Source organism: Candidatus Rickettsiella viridis (genome assembly GCF_003966755.1).
GTDB classification, from domain to species: Bacteria; Pseudomonadota; Gammaproteobacteria; order Diplorickettsiales; family Diplorickettsiaceae; genus Rickettsiella_B; species Rickettsiella_B viridis.
On record NZ_AP018005.1, the window covers coordinates 782037 to 802924 of the forward strand.

At 40.2% G+C, this 20888-nt stretch carries 21 protein-coding genes; 17 read left to right on the forward strand and 4 right to left on the reverse strand.

The features are described 5' to 3' along the window. Positions 1–154: 154 nt before the first annotated feature. The 3 genes from DMP02_RS03560 to DMP02_RS03570 all read right to left on the reverse strand — a co-directional run bounded on the left by DMP02_RS03560 (position 155) and on the right by DMP02_RS03570 (position 2462). Entirely contained in the window at positions 155–898 is a 744-nt protein-coding gene (locus DMP02_RS03560; protein ID WP_126322701.1) for a porin family protein, read from the reverse strand. 129 nt (positions 899–1027) lie between these two features. Continuing rightward, positions 1028–1681 carry an outer membrane beta-barrel protein gene (locus DMP02_RS03565; RefSeq protein ID WP_126322702.1) on the reverse strand — a complete coding sequence of 218 codons (654 nt, stop codon included), beginning with the start codon at positions 1679–1681 and terminating at the stop codon, positions 1028–1030. A 187-nt stretch (positions 1682–1868) separates the two neighbouring features. After that, the gene (locus DMP02_RS03570; protein ID WP_126322703.1) at positions 1869–2462 is read right to left on the reverse strand and encodes an outer membrane beta-barrel protein; all 594 of its coding nucleotides are present in this window, start codon (positions 2460–2462) and stop codon (positions 1869–1871) included. Positions 2463–2551: 89 nt separating this feature from the next. Between DMP02_RS03570 and ubiA the strand changes: the two genes are divergently transcribed. From ubiA to DMP02_RS03655, 17 genes are all read left to right on the forward strand, one after another. After that, on the forward strand, positions 2552–3418 hold the full coding sequence (gene ubiA, locus DMP02_RS03575) for a 4-hydroxybenzoate octaprenyltransferase (RefSeq protein WP_126322704.1): 867 nt from the start codon (positions 2552–2554) through the stop codon (positions 3416–3418). Beyond that, positions 3415–3906 carry a pantetheine-phosphate adenylyltransferase gene (coaD, locus tag DMP02_RS03580; RefSeq protein WP_126322705.1) on the forward strand — a complete coding sequence of 164 codons (492 nt, stop codon included), beginning with the start codon at positions 3415–3417 and terminating at the stop codon, positions 3904–3906. The genes ubiA and coaD overlap by 4 nt, the downstream gene beginning before the upstream one ends. A gap of 7 nt (positions 3907–3913) precedes the next feature. After that, positions 3914–4165 (forward strand): YfhL family 4Fe-4S dicluster ferredoxin, encoded by a 252-nt coding sequence (locus tag DMP02_RS03585; RefSeq protein WP_126322706.1) that lies wholly within the window; start codon positions 3914–3916, stop codon positions 4163–4165. A gap of 189 nt (positions 4166–4354) precedes the next feature. Further along, complete coding sequence (gene rpmF, locus DMP02_RS03590) at positions 4355–4531, forward strand: 50S ribosomal protein L32 (protein WP_126322707.1); 177 nt, start codon at positions 4355–4357, stop codon at positions 4529–4531. A 7-nt stretch (positions 4532–4538) separates the two neighbouring features. After that, positions 4539–5573 (forward strand): phosphate acyltransferase PlsX, encoded by a 1035-nt coding sequence (gene plsX / locus DMP02_RS03595; protein WP_126322708.1) that lies wholly within the window; start codon positions 4539–4541, stop codon positions 5571–5573. Continuing rightward, complete coding sequence (locus DMP02_RS03600; protein ID WP_126322709.1) at positions 5570–6520, forward strand: beta-ketoacyl-ACP synthase III; 951 nt, start codon at positions 5570–5572, stop codon at positions 6518–6520. The genes plsX and DMP02_RS03600 overlap by 4 nt, the downstream gene beginning before the upstream one ends. A 257-nt stretch (positions 6521–6777) precedes the next feature. Then, positions 6778–9471, forward strand: coding sequence for a pentapeptide repeat-containing protein (locus tag DMP02_RS03605; protein WP_126322710.1), 2694 nt, complete (start codon positions 6778–6780; stop codon positions 9469–9471). Positions 9472–9536: 65 nt separating this feature from the next. Continuing rightward, the gene (locus DMP02_RS03610; protein ID WP_126322711.1) at positions 9537–11597 is read left to right on the forward strand and encodes a hypothetical protein; all 2061 of its coding nucleotides are present in this window, start codon (positions 9537–9539) and stop codon (positions 11595–11597) included. A 130-nt stretch (positions 11598–11727) separates the two neighbouring features. After that, entirely contained in the window at positions 11728–12657 is a 930-nt protein-coding gene (fabD, locus tag DMP02_RS03615) for an ACP S-malonyltransferase (RefSeq protein ID WP_126322712.1), read from the forward strand. An 8-nt stretch (positions 12658–12665) separates the two neighbouring features. Further along, entirely contained in the window at positions 12666–13406 is a 741-nt protein-coding gene (fabG, locus tag DMP02_RS03620; RefSeq protein WP_126322713.1) for a 3-oxoacyl-ACP reductase FabG, read from the forward strand. A gap of 130 nt (positions 13407–13536) precedes the next feature. Next, a complete protein-coding gene (gene acpP, locus DMP02_RS03625) occupies positions 13537–13782 on the forward strand; it encodes an acyl carrier protein (RefSeq protein WP_126322714.1) in 246 nt (81 codons plus the stop codon). Positions 13783–13824: 42 nt separating this feature from the next. After that, positions 13825–15132 carry a beta-ketoacyl-ACP synthase II gene (gene fabF / locus DMP02_RS03630; RefSeq protein ID WP_126322715.1) on the forward strand — a complete coding sequence of 436 codons (1308 nt, stop codon included), beginning with the start codon at positions 13825–13827 and terminating at the stop codon, positions 15130–15132. A gap of 18 nt (positions 15133–15150) precedes the next feature. Beyond that, positions 15151–16257, forward strand: a complete 1107-nt coding sequence (gene mltG / locus DMP02_RS03635) for an endolytic transglycosylase MltG (protein ID WP_126322716.1) — start codon at positions 15151–15153, stop codon at positions 16255–16257. Between the two features lie 19 nt (positions 16258–16276). Next, positions 16277–16885, forward strand: a complete 609-nt coding sequence (gene tmk / locus DMP02_RS03640; RefSeq protein ID WP_269471430.1) for a dTMP kinase — start codon at positions 16277–16279, stop codon at positions 16883–16885. Positions 16886–17016: 131 nt separating this feature from the next. Next, the gene (locus DMP02_RS03645; protein ID WP_126322718.1) at positions 17017–18009 is read left to right on the forward strand and encodes a DNA polymerase III subunit delta'; all 993 of its coding nucleotides are present in this window, start codon (positions 17017–17019) and stop codon (positions 18007–18009) included. After that, entirely contained in the window at positions 17997–18788 is a 792-nt protein-coding gene (locus DMP02_RS03650; RefSeq protein ID WP_126322719.1) for a TatD family hydrolase, read from the forward strand. The genes DMP02_RS03645 and DMP02_RS03650 overlap by 13 nt, the downstream gene beginning before the upstream one ends. Continuing rightward, a complete protein-coding gene (locus DMP02_RS03655) occupies positions 18788–20281 on the forward strand; it encodes an adenosine deaminase family protein (RefSeq protein ID WP_232019612.1) in 1494 nt (497 codons plus the stop codon). Before DMP02_RS03650 ends, DMP02_RS03655 begins: the two co-directional genes overlap by 1 nt. Here the strand turns inward: DMP02_RS03655 and folE are convergent. After that, positions 20275–20826 carry a GTP cyclohydrolase I FolE gene (gene folE, locus DMP02_RS03660; RefSeq protein ID WP_126322721.1) on the reverse strand — a complete coding sequence of 184 codons (552 nt, stop codon included), beginning with the start codon at positions 20824–20826 and terminating at the stop codon, positions 20275–20277. The genes DMP02_RS03655 and folE overlap by 7 nt on opposite strands. Between the last annotated feature and the right edge of the window lie 62 nt (positions 20827–20888).

The window sequence follows — 20888 nt, forward strand, 5'->3', positions numbered from 1 at the left end:
GTTCAATAAAGCATCGCCGTCATGGCGAGCGAATGAAATGAGCGTGGCCATCCAGTCATTGTATTTTCCTAGATTGCCGCGTGCCTACGGCATTCGCAATGACATTAAAATAAAAAACCCCTTGTGCAAGGGGTTTTTTTAACACGATAACGAACTAACCGAATGTGTATCCAACACCTACCGCTAGAAAGTTAATGTTATCCGGACGGTTGTTACCTACAGGGTGAATGTGTGTGAATGAAGTATCAACGTTAATATTGGATGTCACGTCATAGCTCATACCAACAGCCACTTCAGGTGCCCATTTGTGTTTAGCAATACCTGCTTGATCATTAAAATTACCCGTGGTTTGATTTGTATCTGCTTGTAAACGGGTTGTTAAGTAAGCAACACCGGCTTTACCATAAACATTAACATTATGCGTTACAGGTAGGATGCCTTTTGCAGCAACATCTAGCGCGTATTGGTTACTAGAAAAAGAGCCTTTGTCATCAACCACAGTTTTACCATCTTGTAATTGTAATAAACCTGCTTCAACTGCAATGTTTGGGGTTATTTTATAACCCAGTGCCAAACGACCCGCAATACCATTGTTATCAAGAAACCCTCGCTCTAGCTTAGATTTCATACCGGTATCAGCGTAACCAATTTGACCTGTTACATATACACCGGCTGGTACTTGGCTGGTACGTGGTACAGAAATGGTTTCAAACTGAGCGTTGCTGTTTTTTGCTTCTACAACAACAGGCTTCGCTTTGTGTTTTGCAGGCGCTACTTTGGCAAGTTTTTTGTCCTGTTTTGCGTTTTGAGCGGTATCTGAAAGCGCTGCTGCATTAGCGTTCACAAGTGCTAAAGCGGAAACACTGAATAAACTAATAGTTATAATTTTCTTAAACATTGTTATTATTTTCTCCTGAAGAGATTTTCTTATTAGAAGCTCTATTTAATCGTCTGATGGTTGTATTGTCAATTTTTACAGCCAGTTAATTAGGCGAATCAGTTCATTATAAACAAAAATGCATCTGGTTTAGCCAAAATAATAAGCAACACCCAGTGCATAAAAATCACTACTCGGTGCATGATTGCCACCACCTATCTTTTGAATACGATTCCAAGAAAGCTCAATCGGTACATTAGGTTTTAATGCATAACTAATTCCTAAACCAAAAGTAGGTTCTAGTGTATTAGCGTAACTATTAGTAGTTGAGGTATAGGATCCCTTCGTACTTGCATAACCTTGGGAATTAGCTTTGACATAAGCGACACCTAATTTTCCGTATGCACTCAGCTCAGTGGTCAGTGGTAATATCGCTTTTCCGGTTAAATCAAATGCTCTTTCTTGAGTGGATGCCGTTGCCAGATAATTTGCACCGTTAGTTGCAGTAATATCGCTGTTGCTAAAACGACGATAACCAACTTCAACCGCTAAATTTTGATTTAGCTGATAACCAAAACTAAGTCTATAAGCGATCGCCCAATTATTTAAATCAGGCAAAGCAACCGGCGAAGCACCGTTGTTCACAGTCACCAGATTGCCGGTATTAATATGTGTATTACCGTATCCCAATTGTGCGCCAGCATAAAATCCAGCCATCTCTGCGCGTGCCGCTGGCGTAATACTAAAGGCAGCAATACTCATGAATAAAGTAGCCGTAGAAATTTTTTTTATCTTTTTTGTCATAGAGGGACTCCTAACGTTTAGAATTATAAATATCAACTCTGTGTGAAAAATAGTGTAACACCGTCATAGCGAGGCTGAAACTTTGTTTCGGCCGTGGCTATCTAGTAAAAGCTAACTTTTCATTGGATTGCCGAGCCCGTCACCTTTAACAAGGTGACGGGCTCGCAATGACTAAAAAATTTGTACGCTAACCAAAATAATAGGCAACGCCCACCGAATAAAAATCAGCGCTAGGGGTTGCATTATTTCCACCCACACTTTGAAAACGTGTCCATGCTAAATCAATTAATATATTCGGTGTAATGTCATAACTGAGACCTAAACCAAAAGCAGGATCCCAATCATCCGAATAACCTAAATAAGATTTTCCATTGACGATGGATGAGCCATTTGCTTTAACATAGGCTAAACCCATTTTTGCATAAATATTAAAATTATTAGAGAGGGGCAATAGCGGTTTTGCCATAAAATCAAGCGCATTCTCACTGAGCGATATAGTTTGACCTGAAACACCGCCTACACCTGAAAAATCTACATCAGAAAACCGGGTATAACCGATTTCCAATGCTAGATTTTGGTTGAATTGATAACCACCAGCAACACGACCGGTAAACACGACTTTACTATCAATAGAAAGTGCTGCCGCATCGGACGCTTCAGCATGCGTATTACCCGAGCCGATTTGACCTAAAATATAAAACCCAGGAATAGTGGCATTTGCTAACACCGGAAAGCTGCTAAAAAAAACAAATAAGCTCTTTAGCCAAATTTTTTTACACATCAAGCGCTCCTTGCTAATATATTGCAACGTTATACTCTGAGTATATCCATGCAGTCGATTTTCTTCTTGCTTATTATACGATACCTTTCATGAAGCAGCTAACCCGTCGTTTACGACCCTATGCACATTTATTGCGACTCCATCAGCCTATCGGTGGTTTTTTGCTGCTATGGCCTACCTTATGGGCCTTATGTTTGGCAGGCGAGGGGCATCCGTCTTGGAAGCTGGTTTTTTTATTTAGCTTAGGTACTTTTTTGACACGCGGATTGGGTTGCGTGGCTAGCGATATTGCGGATAGGCACTTTGATGGTTTGGTGGCACGGACTAAAAAGAGACCGCTAGTCACTGGCGAAGTAGGGCTTAAAGAAGCATTTGCCCTGTTATTATTGAGCTGTATTTTGGCACTTGGTGTGGTACTGCAACTTAATGCACTCACCATCAAGCTTTCTATTATTGGCCTTGCGTTGGCCCTTATTTATCCTTATGCCAAACGTGTGACTTATTGGCCACAAGGGGTATTAGGGTTGGCTTTCTCATGGGGAATTCCGATGGCGTTTGCCGCGCAAATGAATCAGGTTCCTGCCATTGCTTGGTTACTATTTATAACGGCCGTTTTATGGCCATTAGCCTATGATACGATGTATGCCATGGTGGACAGGGAAGACGATAGACACATAGGCGTAAAATCAACGGCACTGTTGTTAGGCCGGCATGATCGTCTATTTATCGCAGCCATCCAGACTAGTTTTATGGCTTTGTTGATTTTATTAGGGTTTTTGCTCAAACTGCAGGCAAGTTATTATTTATTTTTAAGCCTCGCGGCGAGTTTGTTTGTTTATCAACATTATTTAATCAAGGATAGAAACCCTGAACGTTGCTTTAGAGCTTTCCTTAATAATAGTTGGGTAGGCGCCTTACTGCTTTTAGGGTTTGTTTTAGGAATGCATCCTCTATGAATAAGACGGTTATTTACCCCGGTACATTTGATCCGCTCACGAATGGGCACTTTGATCTCGCGCAGCGGGCATCGCGTTTATTTGAGCGGGTTATTGTGGCGGTGGCTAAAAACCCAAGTAAGACCCCGTTATTTGATCTCAATAAACGCATCGAATTAGCGAAGGAAGCGTTAAAAGGCTTGAGCAATGTGGAAGTCACCGGTTTTGAAGGCTTACTGATCGATTGTGCACGACAACATCAAGCCCATGTTATTTTGCGCGGATTACGTGCCGTTTCAGATTTTGAATACGAGTTTCAATTAGCAAGCATGAATCGTAATATGATGCCTGAGCTAGAAACCTTGTTTTTAACGCCGGCCGAGCAGCACTCCTTTATTTCAGCGAACCTGGTCAGAGAAATTGCCAAACTGGGGGGCAATGTGACACAGTTTGTGCCGGCTATCGTGGCACAAGCCTTAACCAAGTTAAATCATAATATGAAAAAATAACGAGACTATGTCATTACTAATTACTGATGACTGCATTAATTGTGACGTCTGTGAGCCTGAATGTCCGAACGAGGCTATTTCACAAGGCGAGCTCATCTATGAAATCAACCCCAACCAGTGTACCGAATGCGTCGGTCATTTTGATGCGCCTCAATGCGTCCAAGTCTGCCCCGTCGCGTGTATCCTCATCGACACTAAAAACCCCGAATCCCCCGAACAGCTGTTAAAAAAATATCAAAAACTTACCTCGGACGCTTAGTAACACAGGTCTTGCGCGAAGGGTGGCATCCAGGTGCGCTTTCTTTTGAGGCATAAGCCATCAAAAAAAGCGTACCTGGGTGACAGGACCCTGAGCATAAACCCAGCAAGAAGTAAGAAATAAGGTTGTTTTTTTACAGCGTAAACCTCATAATACGCCCCTTTCAATGTTGTTTATCGAGGGCCTTCTATGGCAGTCCAGAAATCACGCAAATCTCGTTCTAAAAGAGGCATGCGACGTGCGCATGATGCTTTAACATCGCCTTCCTTGGCTATTGATGCCACCAGTGGCGAAACCCATTTACGTCATCACGTCAGTAAAGATGGCTATTATCGTGGAAAAAAGGTCATAGCCGCTAAGGAATAATCCCTTAATGACCCTCTATACCATCGCAATTGATGCCATGGGAGGCGATCATGGGCCTTCTGTGACCGTACCTGCGGCCATCATGGCTCTCGAGGATGATGCGAATTTAAGCATCATCCTCGTAGGCGATCCGGCGGTTTTAAATCGGCAGCTTCGACTTAAAAAAGTGGCTGTTCCCGAGCGTCTAAAAATACATCCTGCTTCACAAACCGTGGCGATGGACGAACCACCGGCTTTAGCATTACGCGGAAAAAAAGACTCATCGATGCGAGTAGCGATTGATCTCGTCAAAGACGGTCAGGCGCAGGCCTGTGTCAGTGCAGGAAATACCGGTGCGCTTATGGCAACGGCCCGTTTTGTACTAAAAACCTTACCAGGTATTGATAGACCCGCCATCTCTGCCATGCTTCCCACCATGAAAGAACACACTAAAGTGCGTGTGCTTGATTTAGGGGCGAATGTCGATTCACAGCCCGAAGCGCTTTTTCAATTTGCAGTGATGGGGTCGGTATTAAGTTCAGAAGTGGATAATATTGATCGTCCGCGTGTGGCTTTACTGAATATTGGTTCCGAGGAAATAAAAGGTAATGAGCAGGTAAAAAAGGCCGCTGAAATATTAAAAGCGAGCAGCCTCCATTATATTGGCTATGTGGAAGGCGACGCAATTTATCAAGACGTTGCTGATGTTATCGTCTGTGATGGCTTTGTAGGAAACGTTGCTTTAAAAGTAACGGAAGGCGTTGCCAAACTAGTCGGTCACTATACTAAATTAGCGTTTAATCGGAATTGGTTTTCAAAACTTTCTGGTTTAGCCGCATTACATGTTTTAAAAGGATTACGTAAACGAATGGATCCCGCACATTACAATGGTGCTAGCTTAGTCGGCTTAAAAAGTACTGTAATTAAAAGTCACGGTAGCGCCAATGATCTCGCCTTTAAAAATGCAATTAATGAAGCCGTTTTAGAAGTTAAAAAGAATATTCCTGAACGTATTCAAGAACAAGTGATTGGACTATTAAAAGAATCTGATAGTACTCTATGAAATACTCTAGAATTGCTGGTACAGGCGCGTACTTACCTAAAAACAGTGTAAGTAACGCCGATCTCATTAAACGGGGTATTGATACCACTGATGAATGGATAGTCTCTCGCACCGGAATTCGCGCACGGCATTTGGCAGACGCGTCGGATACCACCTCAACCATGGCCACTGCGGCTGCTAAAAAAGCATTAGAGGCCGCAGGTTGTTCTGCAAAAGAAATACAATTAATTATTGTTGCAACCAGCACACCCGATAAATATTTTCCTAGTACCGCTTGTTTAGTGCAATCCGCGTTAGGTGTTGATGGTTGTCCTGCATTTGATGTCGTTGCGGCATGCGCCGGTTTTAATTATGCGTTAAGTGTTGCCGATCAATTTATCCGTAACGGTCAAATCAATTCAGCCTTAGTGATTGGTAGCGAGACTATGTCTAGCATCATTAACTGGGAAGATCGCTCAACCTGTATTTTATTTGGTGATGGCGCGGGTGCTGTTGTGTTACAAGCAAGTGATACGCCTGGTATTATTTCTACCCATCTCCATGCCGCCGGCTCCTATAAGGATCTACTTTTTTTAGGTACAGGTTTACGTGAAGAAAAAGCCCATTTAGTCATGCAGGGAAACCCGGTATTTAGAATTGCTGTGAAGAAATTAAGTGAAATTTTAGATGAAACCTTGCAAGCAAATGGCATTCAAGCCTCAGCGATTGATTGGTTAATACCCCATCAAGCTAATTTGCGTATTATTACAGCGATGGCCGATAAGCTTAAGTTATCTATGGATAAAGTCGTTATTACAGTGGATCAACATGGCAATACTTCGGCCGCGTCTGTACCCTTAGCGCTGGATACCGCGGTACGGGAGGGTCGAATACAGCGCGGACAGTTATTACTCATGGAAAGCTTTGGCGCAGGACTCGCTTGGGGATCGGCATTAGTACGCTTTTAATGCTGGAGGAGATTCACTTATCTCAAGCATGACGTAAACTTGCGGGTCGTATGGATCGCCTAGTCTACCTCCTTAAATAAAAAAATTTTCTATAATTTACGATACAACGCTATCAAGAAAAACCAAAGTAAGATTACGCCACACTGACATGTTGTTTGCTAGAAAATATCAATATATCGGATATATTGATATTACTTGGCAACATTTTTGCTGCAGTCCTATATTATACTCCATTAAATAAAAAGGACTTATTTATTATGATGGCAAGGGATCCTGCTTTAACAGAAAATTTTTTTTCACTATCTTCTATTAATAATGACAAATACGAAAATATACAAGCAACCATAAACTTATTAATAAAAGAGAAATTATATTCTTATTTACCTAACGTAGAACCTATTTACGCTTACAATTTAGCTTTACTTAAAGAAGAGGCTAAATTACAAAATGAGCTTAGCGTTACTATCGGCAAAATTAAACAATGGGCAGATGAGCAATCCCTACCTGATACAGTAAGCTTAGTAGCTTTTAAAGAAAAATTAGCTATGCCTAGTGATGCCATCGTTATCATGTATGGCGCTGGTAAAAAAAATCTAGAAACTGTCGCCGTATTGATCACAGAAACAGCCATTAATTTGGAACAGCGAAAACAGATTGTGATTAATATGCTTGCTGATAAAGAACTGACAAAATGTATTACCGGATGTTATTCGCGTATTTCCTCTGCCGCCGAACAATTAATAGAAAGTTTTGAAGGTCCTCATCAAACCCGCTCTTGGGTTCAGTCCTACATTAATACCGAAGCACGTCAATTAGCCGCTAAAACTGCTTTTCCGATGCCAGTTACTTATCAAGCGTTGGTATGTAAAGCTAGCGGCTGTTCCGAAGAAAGCAATATGCTACATGCCAATAATTATTTGCTAATGAAAGCAAAAGAACGTGGCTTACCTGTCACCGTAGCACGTGATACGGGTGCTATAGCATTTGATACAACCATTAACACGAACGATAAAGCTATTATTAACACTTATATTAGCTATTTAGAAAAAACTTTGAATGCAAATAATTTAGTTACCTCTATTAGTGAAAAATTACATAGAGACATCCAATATCTGCTTTCTCGAGATTTGAATTACGCCGATAAAATAAATATGATCATAAATAAATTAAATTTATTAGGTGAAGATAATTTTTATCCCGGTGAAATTCTTAGCGAGGATGGCCATTTAAAAAGTCCCGACTATATAAAAATAACCGTAACAGAACGTTTAAGCAAAAAAGAACCTTTAACCATAACCCATCATTTACCCAATATGGGTTTATTAGAAAAAGCAGAAATACATACCATACTTAGTCCAGAAGATGGAAAAACACTCAAATTCCATCGTTTTCCTAGCTTAGCACTTAGCTGGTTTCAAAAAGATGATGAAAGGAAACCCTTTCTTCCGTTCATAAAAGAAAATGGCCTTTCTCATTTTATGGCTTGGGAACCTCTGCAACAGCAACCTGATGGAGATGATTCTATATTGGTTCTACACAATTTTCTTATCAAAAGTACTAAAGATTTATTACTTATTATTGACCATCTGCCCAAGGAAAAATCTTTTTTAAACTGGATATCACTTAAACAGATAGTATCGTTCGTCAAACAGGACGCTACGCCCGAACAGTTCGTCGATATATTTAAAAATATTTTGTTCATTCCTAATAGAAGCCAAGCCAATAAATTTCTACGCGAATGCGGTAACGTATTTGTTCATAACATGCTCCGAGATGGGATCTTTCAGTCAAGTGTTGATATCGCATTTCCTCAATTATCTTTTACATATACGGCTAAAGATTATAGCGTTAATGTCAAACAAACGGTTCTAAAGTTAACAAAAGAATTACTTCAATTGATCACTATAAGTAATTTTAGAAATTTTAATGGATTTGTTTTTTACAAAATAGAGTATCTTGATTACCTAAACCAAATTTCTTTCAATCATGCTGATTTAAAACAGGCACAGTTCTTTCAACCGATTAATAATTGCAAATTTGATTTCGCTGATCTACGCGGAACAAAATTTCATCATAATTTAAATACTTTGTCACTACAAACCGATCTTAGAGAAGTAACGTTTCCCATAACCAATGCTGAAGTAACCGCACTGAATTTACGTGGAGCCCAATTATCCACGACTTCTTTTGCACAGCTCAGGAACTTAGACATCACAGATTTTTCTAGCACTGACTTAAGGGAAGTAAATTTCCAACACGCTACAATTAAAAGCCGTTTACAATATCTTAATTTTAACGAAGCCAACTTAGAATCGGTCGATTTAAACAACCTGAATTTACAAAGCACATGGTTCATTAAAACCAACTTAGCCAAAGCCAATTTAGTCCGCACTGAGCTTAGTTTTGATAACAAATTTGATCAGCAAACTAACTTAGCACATAGTCAACTTACTTTATCAACCTTATATTCACTATATCAAAAACTAGGTATTAAACACTTTGATCACTGTACGATAGTAATTGACGACGTTAGTATGGCAATCGATTTACGCTTTGAAAAAGCGAGCTTGCAAGGCGCAACGTTTATTGGCAAAAAATTAAAAGGGATTTTTATTGAATCCGATCTCACTGATACAACATTTAGTCCATCTACTAGCGCTACCTCTGATCAAATCCAAACATCTACCTTGCGTTTAGAAGCTAAGTTTAAAAACTCTCTTCTTAACAAAGCAAAGTTTAATCATGTGCGTTTTTTAAGGGATAATCATTTTTCTGATTCCTCAGTACAAGCTATTGTTTTTAATGCTGTTGAAATGAGTGCCAGTTTATTGTTTTACTTTTATGAACAAGGGCACCGTAATTTTCAAGGTATACACGAGTTAAAAGAAGGAATACTCTCTAATAAATTACCCCCTTTACCCCCTTTACCCCCTTTTCCTATTATCCAATAAGGTGCGGTCGTTCTCGCCGTTCACTGGATACCCGTTGTACGACCCATTTTCTATTTCAACATCCGATGAAAAAAACTCCACCTTTTACATCGCTGGAGGATATTAAACAATTTGCACAATCATTGGGGGAAAAATCATTTGTGCTAGAAACACTTACGCTTCGTATAAAACCGATCTTTTCCTTAGAAAATACCGATGAACTGAATATCCATTGGGGTTATCAGCCACAAGATATCGATTATACTAAATTACTTAAATTTATAGAGCAGGCTAGACAAGCCTCTACTCGTCCTACATTAAAACTACAATCTTATATTTACCAACCTGTTATTGATACGAAGGCACTTCAAGAATTTACTCAAAGTTTAGAGTTCCTGGGATTTAGAGAGGTTAGAGTAGACTATTTTAACTCACAAAAACAAGCTTTAATCATGAAGATTGAAGCGGGTTTATTTTTTATTACATCAAGGCAACAAATCGCAGCAACCACGCTTCACACCGATTTAGAAAATAAGAAAAGTCTATTTATGCCTACTCCTATACCTAAAGAAACCCATCAAGCCCGCTTAAATCGTATTACAACACGGGTAAAAATAAAATTAAAAACGTTTTTTCGTGCTGCTGGTCAGCAAGGCGCACACTATCAAATAGGTGCGGCCATCATGCATATATTACATCAGTGGTATATTAACCGGGCGCCTGAAGCGAAAGATATTAATGAAGCAACTAAAGCAGATTTAAAGTTGTTAGCTCAGCGTATCGCCATAGAAGTCGGTAAGCAACGATCGGCCACTAACCGTCAAATAGAACTGGCTGAAAGACTAGCAAGCCAATGTATTGACCGTGGCGAATGTTCAAATGAAGAGCTGGTCATTAGCGATGTGATTGATAGCCTATACCAAATGAGACCCGACCTAGTGATAGGCAACGAATATTTATTCAAAAAAACAAAAGAACTTTTTATAGAACTTTTTATAGAAATTGGTTCTTTTTTTACAAACCAGTTCGATAACATTAAGCAATGGTTTAGGGGGGGTAATAGTAAATTACAAAAAAGAGCCATCGTTGATTGGTCCGAATCGCCTCTTTTAATGAAGTTTGTCAAAAAGATTGAAAGTGGGTTTTATATGTTAGACATGGAACTACAACAAGACGATTCTTTCTCTGATGAAGAACTGGTAGGGGTTCTGTCTAACCTTTGGCTAAACCTAGCTACACAGGTTGTAAATAATACTACGACAGCTGAATCGCTTTTAGCTTTACTGAAAAATACTACCTATATTGAGCAAACTTTAAATCTACAACTAAATACATCACTTTTGAACAAATCTAAGTCACTTCCACCACCGATCCCACTACCACTAATCGAAAAAAAGGAAAACGAAAACTCAGAGGACTTAAGTTTAGCAGCCTCAACTCTTAATACAACATCAAATTCCGAGCGTATGCCACGTCAAAAACGCGCTATCCCTTTAAATAACCCTTTTATCTCAGACAAAATATGGGACCAAAGTGAAGCGTATCTCAATAAGCACACTAAACAACAGTTAAAACCGCATACTATTCATCGATCTAAACCTGCACCGCAGTTTTTAACTGCTAAACAACCAAAACCAAAGCCTAAACAAAGCGAAAAGCAACTATTAACACTGCATACGAAGCAAAAAAGAAAACACAAAACTCAAAATAACAATACGTCACACCTACTCAAATCCGTATCTATAAAACAACCCACGTTGGCTAAACTTAATTATCTACCGAGGAAACAAACACGGCCTGTCAATATTACCCCGCATTCGGTTAAAACCAGTCTAGCTAACAACGTACCGAATTTATTTCACAGAAAAGAAATCGCGAAACACTCAGGAAAGTACCTCGGTATAGAAGCCTCCAGCACTAAAAATACATATTCTCACTACCAGAATGCCACTCACACGAGTCCCGGTACTTCACGCGTAACGGCTAGCAGCGATCCCATCAGCACACTGTTTTTTTTGGACACTGCTGTACGTTATTGGACCCGAAATCCTCATCGTCCTATGGTTAAAGAATCTGCCGCTAGCATAAACAAAGGTGTTGAAAAACAAATACAGCACATTATGCAAAGAAAATTTAAAAAACCTTAGTTAAAAAGTATAGACAATATTTCCATTAAAAAAGCCTATTCTGAGGAAAATCAATTTCCCCCTTAAAGTACACGGCAGCGCTATGGTACACTTGAAGCGCTCGTTTCACTGATTTAAGCACAATGAACCTATGTCTAAAAAAATTGCTTTCCTTTTTCCGGGTCAAGGCTCACAAGCTGTTGGCATGTTATCCGAACTCGCTTCTCATTATCCCTTAATCGAAGAAACGTTTGCTGAGGCTTCGCAAGCATTAGAGTGTGATCTTTGGCAATTAAGCCAGCAAGGCCCAGCCGAACAACTCAACCAAACTCAAATCACGCAGCCAGCTTTGTTAGCGGCCAGCGTTGCACTGTGGCGACTTTGGAAAAAAGAGGGCGGAAAACTTCCGTTATTAATGGCAGGCCATAGCCTGGGTGAATATTCTGCCTTGGTTTGTGCCGGGGCACTCGAATTTCCTACAGCAATACGATTGGTCGCTGAACGAGGACGCCTAATGCAAGAGGCGGTTCCTAGCGGCGTGGGTGCCATGGCAGCCATCGTTGGTTTAGAAGACAGCGCACTACAAGAGCTGTGTGCATCAGTAGCGCAAGATCAGGTATTATCGCCGGCAAATTACAATTCCATTGGACAAACCGTTGTTGCAGGGAATAGTGAAGCGGTGGATCGATTAGTAGAAAAAGCCAAGCAAGCCGGTGCTAAATTAGCCAAACGTATTCCAGTCAGTGTACCTTCGCATTGTGCATTAATGAAACCTGCGGCAGAACGTTTAGCGGATTACTTAAATACGGTTTCTTTTTTAGCACCTCAATTTCCTGTTATTAATAATGTAGATGTCAAAGCAGAGGAAACACCCGAAGCGATTAAAGACGCATTAGTAAGACAGTTATTTAGCCCCGTACGTTGGGTGGAAATTATACAATATTTAGAAAAACAAGGTATTGAACAACTCATAGAATGCGGATCGGGTAAAGTATTGGCTGGTTTAAATAAACGTATTACGGATATTCCCACCTTATCAATACAAAACCCTGACCTATTTAAAAATGCTTTAGTCGCGTAAGGATTTTTATGTTATTAGAAAACAAAGTTGCATTAGTCACCGGCGCTAGTCGAGGTATCGGCGCTGCCATTGCCTTAGCATTTGCAAAACAAGGCGCCCACGTCGCTGGAACAGCAACCACTGCCGAAGGTGCAGAAAATATTTCCAAGCAATTCAAAGAATTAGGTTTAAATGGCCAAGGGTTTGTCTTAAATATTACTGATCTTTCATCGATAGAAAATTTATTTACCGAACTCAAAGCCTTTGGCGCTGTTGAAATTGTGGTTAATAATGCGGGCATTACGCGTGATAATCTTTTGTTACGCATGAAAGATGATGAGTGGAATGCCGTGATAGAAACCAATTTAAATGCCGTTTTTCATTTAACGCAACAGTGTTTGAAATCCATGGTCAAAGCGCGCTATGGTCGTATTATTACGATTTCATCGATCGTGGGCACCACGGGGAATCCTGGCCAAGCCAACTATGCAGCCGCTAAGGCAGGCATCATTGGCTTTACCAAAGCCTTAGCCCAAGAAGTGGCGACGCGCAACATCACCGCTAATGTAGTAGCACCCGGTTTCATAGAAACTGATATGACAGCCAAGCTCAATGAGGAGCAAAGAAAACAACTATTGCAGAAAATTCCATCGGGCCGTTTAGGCAAACCAAATGATATTGCACAAGCCTGTGTCTTTTTAGCATCCGCTTGGGCAGATTATATTACTGGCCAAACACTACATGTGAATGGCGGAATGGCGATGGTTTAAACGGGCTTTTCAAAAAAAATTTCCAAACAAATTCAATAGCGTCAGTTCAATTTAATGACGCTACTTGCGTTCCAGCAAGAATTGAATAAACTAAGCGACAGGTTTTTTACTAAATAGAGAGGAGATACGAGTGAGTACAATTGAAGAACGTGTGAAAAAGGTTGTTGTTGAACAACTAGATATCAAACCAGAAGAAGCCACCTTGGAAGCTTCCTTTGTTGATGATTTAGGCGCCGATTCTTTAGATACCGTTGAGCTCGTGATGGCACTAGAAGAAGAATTTGATACCGAGATCCCCGACGAAGATGCAGAAAAAATCCGTACTATTCAACAAGCCGTTGATTATGTAAAAGCACATGGAAAATCATCAGACTAAGGATCCGTTTAAACTTAATATGACAGCGGGGGCAGACAAACGGTGAAAAAAAAACGACGTATTGTAATAACCGGCCTTGGTATGGTGACCCCGTTGGGTCTCTCGACTAAAGAAACCTGGGAAGCCATTCTTGCTGGCAAAAGTGGAATAGCACCTATTGATTTCTCAGCGCCGGACTCACTCTTTAAATCGTTTGAGCCGGATAAATTCCCCTGTCAGTTTTCTGCAAGTGTAAAAGGTTTTGAGGGATCAAACTATATCGATAAAAAAGATCTAAAAAAAATGGACTTGTTTATTCAATATGGTTTAGCCGCTGCGGTTGAAGCCATTACGGATTCAAAACTCGAAATTACTGAAAAAAATGCCGACAGAATTGGTGTCGCGGTTGGATCGGGTATTGGCGGCTTACCTTTTATTGAGGAAAACCATAGCAAACTCGAAAAAGGGGGGCCCCGAAAAATATCACCCTTTTTTATACCGGGTGCGATCACCAATATGGTGGCCGGCCAAATCTCCATTCGTTATGGCATGAAAGGGCCTAATATTGCAGTTGTCACCGCCTGTACCACCGGTACACATAATATCGGTTTGGGCGCGCGTACCATCCTCTATGGTGATGCAGATGTCATGATAGTAGGTGGATCAGAAATGGCAACTACGCCGCTAGGTTTAGGTGGGTTTTCGGCCTGCCGCGCCTTATCGACACGTAATCAAGATCCACAAGCCGCCAGTCGACCTTGGGATAAAGCCAGAGATGGATTTGTATTAGGCGATGGTGCCGGTATTTTAGTATTAGAAGAGTATGAACGGGCTAAACAACGTAATGCCCCGATTTATGCTGAATTAGTCGGGTTTGGTATGAGCTCTGATGCGTACCACATGACAAGCCCTGCACCGGAGGGGCAAGGCGCTATGGCCGCTATGTTAAATACCCTACACGATGCCAATATCGATAAAACAAAAGTGGGTTATATCAATGCACATGCGACTTCTACACCCTTAGGTGACGAACTAGAACTACGCGCTATCCGTCGCGTGTTTGGCGAGCATACAAAAAATTTAGCTATTAGCTCTACCAAATCAATGACTGGTCACCTGTTAGGTGCAGCGGGAGCGGTTGAAGCTATTTTTACTATTTTAGCGCTGCGCGATCAAAAAGCGCCACCCACGATTAACTTGGATAACCCAGGTAATCCGCCTAATCCAGACAATCCCAATAGCAACGATGATGATTACAGTGGTCTAAATTTTGTACCGAATAAATACCAAGAATTAAAAATGGAATATGCCTTATCCAATTCATTTGGATTTGGTGGAACCAATGCCTCATTGCTTTTTTTGCGCTTATAAGGGACCTCTTTTTTAAGCATGTCTAAAAAACTGACATTGATTGCTCTCATTGTTTTTTTTCTATCGATTTTCTTAACGTATTTTGCCGTACAATACCATCGGTTTTTGATAACACCCTTATCAAAAACTGAAGTCATCCATTATGTGCTGAAGCCCGGATCATCAATGCATCGTTTGGTAGATGATTTGCAAGCACAAGGGTTTATTCAACATCCGCGTTTTTTTTATTTTCTAGCTTATTCAAAAGGTGCAACGAATAAATTAAAAACAGGTGAATATTTATTTGATCCCGGCACAACACCTGATCAGCTGGTGGATCAAATGCTGTCAGGCCGCGTTATTTTACATCGTTTTACCATTGTAGAAGGCTGGACTTTTCAACAGCTGCTCACCGCCTTACAAGCATTGCCTTATGTAAAACATACTCTCAGTCAAATCTCATCCGAACAAGTGTTAGCTAACCTTGGTTTACCGCCTGAAAACCCAGAAGGTTTGTTCTTTCCTGCTACCTACTATTTTAGCTTAGGTGCGAAAGATACAGACTTATTAAAATGGTCTTACCTACTTTTAGAAAAGAAGCTAAACCAAGAATGGCTTAAACGAGCCAGCGATTTACCTTATAAAACATCTTATGAAGCACTGATTGCCGCTTCATTAGTTGAAAAAGAAACTGCTATTCCTAAAGAACGGCCGATGATTTCAGGTGTCATTGCGCGTCGTCTAGAAAAGGGGATTCCTTTACAAATTGATTCCAGTATTATTTATGGTTTAGGCAGGCACTATACTGGAAAAATAACGCTGGATGATTTGCGAAAAGATACGCTTTATAATACCTATACTCGAAAAGGCTTACCGCCTACACCGATTGCAATGCCAAGCTTGAGTTCTATTCAGGCCACACTACACCCTGACGGCACTCAAAACCTTTATTTTGTGGCCAAAGGTGATGGTAGTCATCAATTTTCGAGCAATTTAGCTGAACACAACCGAGCCGTACAAATTTATCAATTAGATAGGCGTTACCCCATTATTGGTAAAAAAACTAAAGGTTGCCAATCACTATGGTATTTAAGCAAGCAGATGAAATCACTTTTTTGTCAATTAAATGAGGTAAATTCCCATTAATACGTCACATGCGCGCTTTATTACCCTAGAAGGTATTGAAGGCGTTGGAAAATCAACACAGTTAAAATTTATCAGTGACTATCTAAAACAAAAAAATATTCCTCTGACCGTAACACGTGAGCCCGGCGGTACACCGCTGGCAGAAGCCATTCGAGAATTAGTACTAACATTTGATTCATCTAAAGAAACGGTCACACCTGAAACCGAATTATTACTTTTTTTTGCCGCACGTGCGCAACACATTCACACCGTGATTGAACCAGCGCTAGCGCGGGGTGATTGGGTTATCTGTGATCGTTTCATTGAAACCAGTTATGCCTATCAAGGTGGGGGGCGGGGCATCGATTTAGCGTTTATTCAGGATTTACAAAAATGGGTGCAAAAAGATTTAAAAGTTGATTGCGTGCTCTTATTGGATGCGCCCGTTGATCTGGCATTAAAACGAACGCTACGCCGAAAAAAAATTGATCGCATCGAATCTGAAACCGCTGATTTTTTTAATCGTGCCCGTGATACTTATCTTGCACGTGCAAAACAAGCCCAAAATAACTACCATATCATCGACGCTAGCCTTTCATTAAAAGAAGTACAAAAACAAATTCAATCAATATTAGATAGGCTCTTATAAAAGTCATGGCGAGCGAATGAAATGAGCGTGGCCATCCAGTTTACTGTATTATCCTGGATTGCCGCGCGCCTACGGCGCTCGCAATGACGATGAATTTTATATTTGGTATTCGCCAACCAGGAAGTTAGACCATGCCGTCAAACCCATTACAAAATAGCTTACTACCCTGGCAACAGCAGCAATGGACCGATCTCTATCAACTACATAGTACGAATCGCCTACCGCATGCCTTACTTTTTACTGGACAATCGGGTTTGGGAAAATATGCACTGGCTATACAATTTGCAAAAAGCTTGTTATGTAAAGCCACAACAACCCCAGTACATGCTTGCTATACGTGTAAAAGTTGTTTATTAGTCGCTGCGCAAACACATCCCGATCTGACTTGCATCGTTCCAGAAAGTGCAGCTAAGTCGATTAAAATTGAACAAATACGTCATATTATTCAGCATTCAAACCAAACCACGCAATCGGCTTATAAAATAATTATCATTAACCCAGCTGAAAGTTTATTAGTGGGTGCCAGCAATGCCTTATTAAAAAACTTAGAAGAACCCACGGATCGCACCTTATTTATTTTGATTAGTGATAAACCAGGATTACTGTTGCCCACTATCCGTAGCCGCTGTCAATTTATTCGTTTTACACCACCTGCCTTATCCTTAGCAAAAAGTTGGATAAGCCAGCAACTAGCGGATGAAACGGATGATACTATCGATAGTCTCTACCATTTAGCGAATGGCGGTCCTTTAAAAGCACTAGAATATGCCGAAACAGGCACACATAAGTTATATGCCGACTTACTCCTTGCGCTCACGCAGCTATATAAAAAAGAAATTGATCCTATAAAACTGACTGAAAATTACTCAAAAACAGACTTATCTATGCTATTACACTGCTTAATGAAAATCGTTAGTGATCTTATTAAGTGTCATTTTATATCTGAAGATCACACTATCCCATTACGTTCATTGGCACATAGACTCGATCCTACTTTTCTTCTCAATTTTTTTGATCAATTAATCGAGTTACAACAACATACAAAAGTAGCTTTAAATCAAGCATTGCTGTTAGAAGATTTATTTTGTCATTGGTCCTTGCAAGGTGAAATATGTACCCCTTAGTTGATTCGCATTGTCATCTTGATCGACTGGATTTAAATTATTTTCAAAAAGATCTACATCAGTTGTTAGCATCTGCCAGAGAGCAGGGTGTTATTCATTTTCTCTGTGTTGGTATTGATTTGGAAAACTTTCCTCCGGTTCTGTCTATTGCCGAGCAATTTTCCGATGTGTCTGCTTCAGTCGGCATTCATCCCACCGAAGACCTTGCCGAAGAACCATCACTGGAGCAATTAATTGCGCTGGCTAAACACCCCAAGGTGGTTGCTATCGGTGAAACCGGTTTAGATTATTATCGTGATACGACTAAAAAATCAAAACAACAAACACGATTTAGACAACATATACAAACGGCGTTAGCCGTTAATAAACCGTTGATCGTACATACACGTCATGCCCGAGAAGATACGATAGCGATCTTAAAAGAAGAGGGTGCTGATAAAGTGGGTGGCGTATTACACTGTTTTACCGAAGATTTAGCCATGGCAAACGCCGCGATTGAAATAGGATTTTACATTTCTTTTTCCGGCATTCTAACTTTTAAAAATGCTAAAGAATTACAAGCGATTGCCCAGCAACTTCCACTCGAACGAATTCTGATTGAAACGGATTCCCCTTATTTAGCACCAGCCCCTTTTCGTGGTAAACCCTGTCAACCGGCTTATGTACACTATGTTGCTGAAAAATTAGCTGAACTTCGTCAATTACCCTTAGCAGACATTGCACAACAAACAACCACTAACTTTTTTAAATTATTCCACGACGCACAACCTAAGCCCTAATGATGCAAAAATTTCTTTTGACTACGATCCTTATTCTTAGTACTACAGCAAATGCGCATAGCGTCTCAGAACAAGCTACTGAAAAATATTTCGCCACGATTAAAAATAATCCTAAACAACGGGATATTTTTTTAAAAACAATGCCTAAAGGAGGGGATTTACATAATCACCTGGGTGGCGCAAGCCTAGCAGAAAACATGATTCGTTATGCTAAAAACGATCACCTGTGTATTAACAAGCAAACCTTGTCAGTTCAGGAACAAGTCGCTTGTTGTCCCACTTATCGCTTAAAAAACCTCATTCACACTCCTCGTTTATATAACGCAACGATTGATGCATGGTCGATGCGAAATTTTTATGCGGGCAAAGAGTCAGGTCATGATCATTTTTTTGCAACATTTGATAAATATGCCCCTATTTTAACCAAGCACCGTCATGAAATGACGGCAGAAGTCGTTAAAAATGCATGTGAACAAAACGCGCTTTATTTAGAACTCATGATAACGCCCGATAATAATGCCTCCGGCCTGCTAGGCAAGCAAGTAGGGTGGAACCCTAATTTAAGGCTATTGAGAAAAAAACTTTTAAATCACGGTTTAAGTACGATTGTAACCCACATGTCAAAACAACTCGATGGCGATGACAAAATAAGTGTGTGCCCTGATTTTAAACTACGTTATCTTTATCAAGTATTACGTGAACAGCCGCCCGCACAAGTCTTTGCACAATTATTAGCAGGGTTTGAGCTAGCAAGCAGAAACACGCGCGTACTTGGCATTAATATCGTTCAGCCTGAAGATGGGAAAATTGCTATGCGAGATTATACGTTGCATATGCACATGATTGCCTTCTTACATAATTTATATCCTAAAGTACCTATCAGTTTGCATGCAGGCGAGTTAAACGCTAACTTAGTTCCTGTCAGTGGATTACGATTTCATATTCGTCAAGCCGTAGAAATAGCACATGCAAACCGTATTGGTCACGGCGTTGATATTCAACAAGAAACGCATTCCGTCGCATTACTCAAAGAAATGGCAAGAAAACACATTTTAGTAGAAATTAATTTAAGTAGTAATGAGGCTATATTAGGCATTAAAGGCAAATCGCATCCCATATTATTATATAGGCGCTATAACGTACCGGTGGCATTATCGACCGATGATCCGGGTGTACTCCGAACCAATCTGACTGAACAATATAAAAAAGCTATTTTGAGCTACGATTTTTCTTATTTCACAATAAAGAATTTAGTACGTAACAGCATTAGCTATAGTTTCTTGCCGGGTAAATCATTATGGAAAGATAATCAATATCACCAAATGATACCGGCTTGCCAAACGCCGTCCCGCTGGCCGTCGCCTTCTGGCTTGACCAGAGGGTTGATCGCGGGATCCATCCAGTGCCAATATTTTCTAAAGGCCAACGAAAAAGCACAATTACAATGGACATTAGAAAACGAATTTTCAAGCTTTGAAAAACAATTTCAATGATGTGTGCTATTCAATAAACTCAAAAATTCAGCGCGTATTTTCATATCATCACGAAAAACACCTAACATAACCGATGTTTTAAGCGAAGCAGTTTGTTTTTCTACGCCGCGCATCATCATACAAAGATGTTTTGCCTCAATAACAATAGCAACACCTTTTGCATTAAGTAGACTCATCAATGAATCGGCTATTTGGCAGGTTAAATTCTCTTGTATTTGTAAACGTCGCGCATAAAAATCGACAATTCGTGGAATTTTTGAAAGGCCAATAATTTTGCCATTTGGTATATAAGCAATATGACAGTGACCCATGAAAGGTAACAGATGATGCTCACATAAAGAATATAATTCGATATCTTTAACCAGAATCATTTCAGCTATGCTAGAGCTGAAAAAAGCACCGTTCATCAGTGTTTCAAGTGATTGTTGAGTTCCACTGGTTAAATAACGCAGCGACTTTTCAACCCGTTCTGGGGTTTTTTTTAAACCTTCTCGCTCTGGATCTTCTCCTAATAATTTTAGAATCTCTGTGATATGTGTTTGCATATTTTTATGTTCTCGTCATTGCGATTGCCGCGCTTCGCTCGCAATGACAGCGAAGACGCGTG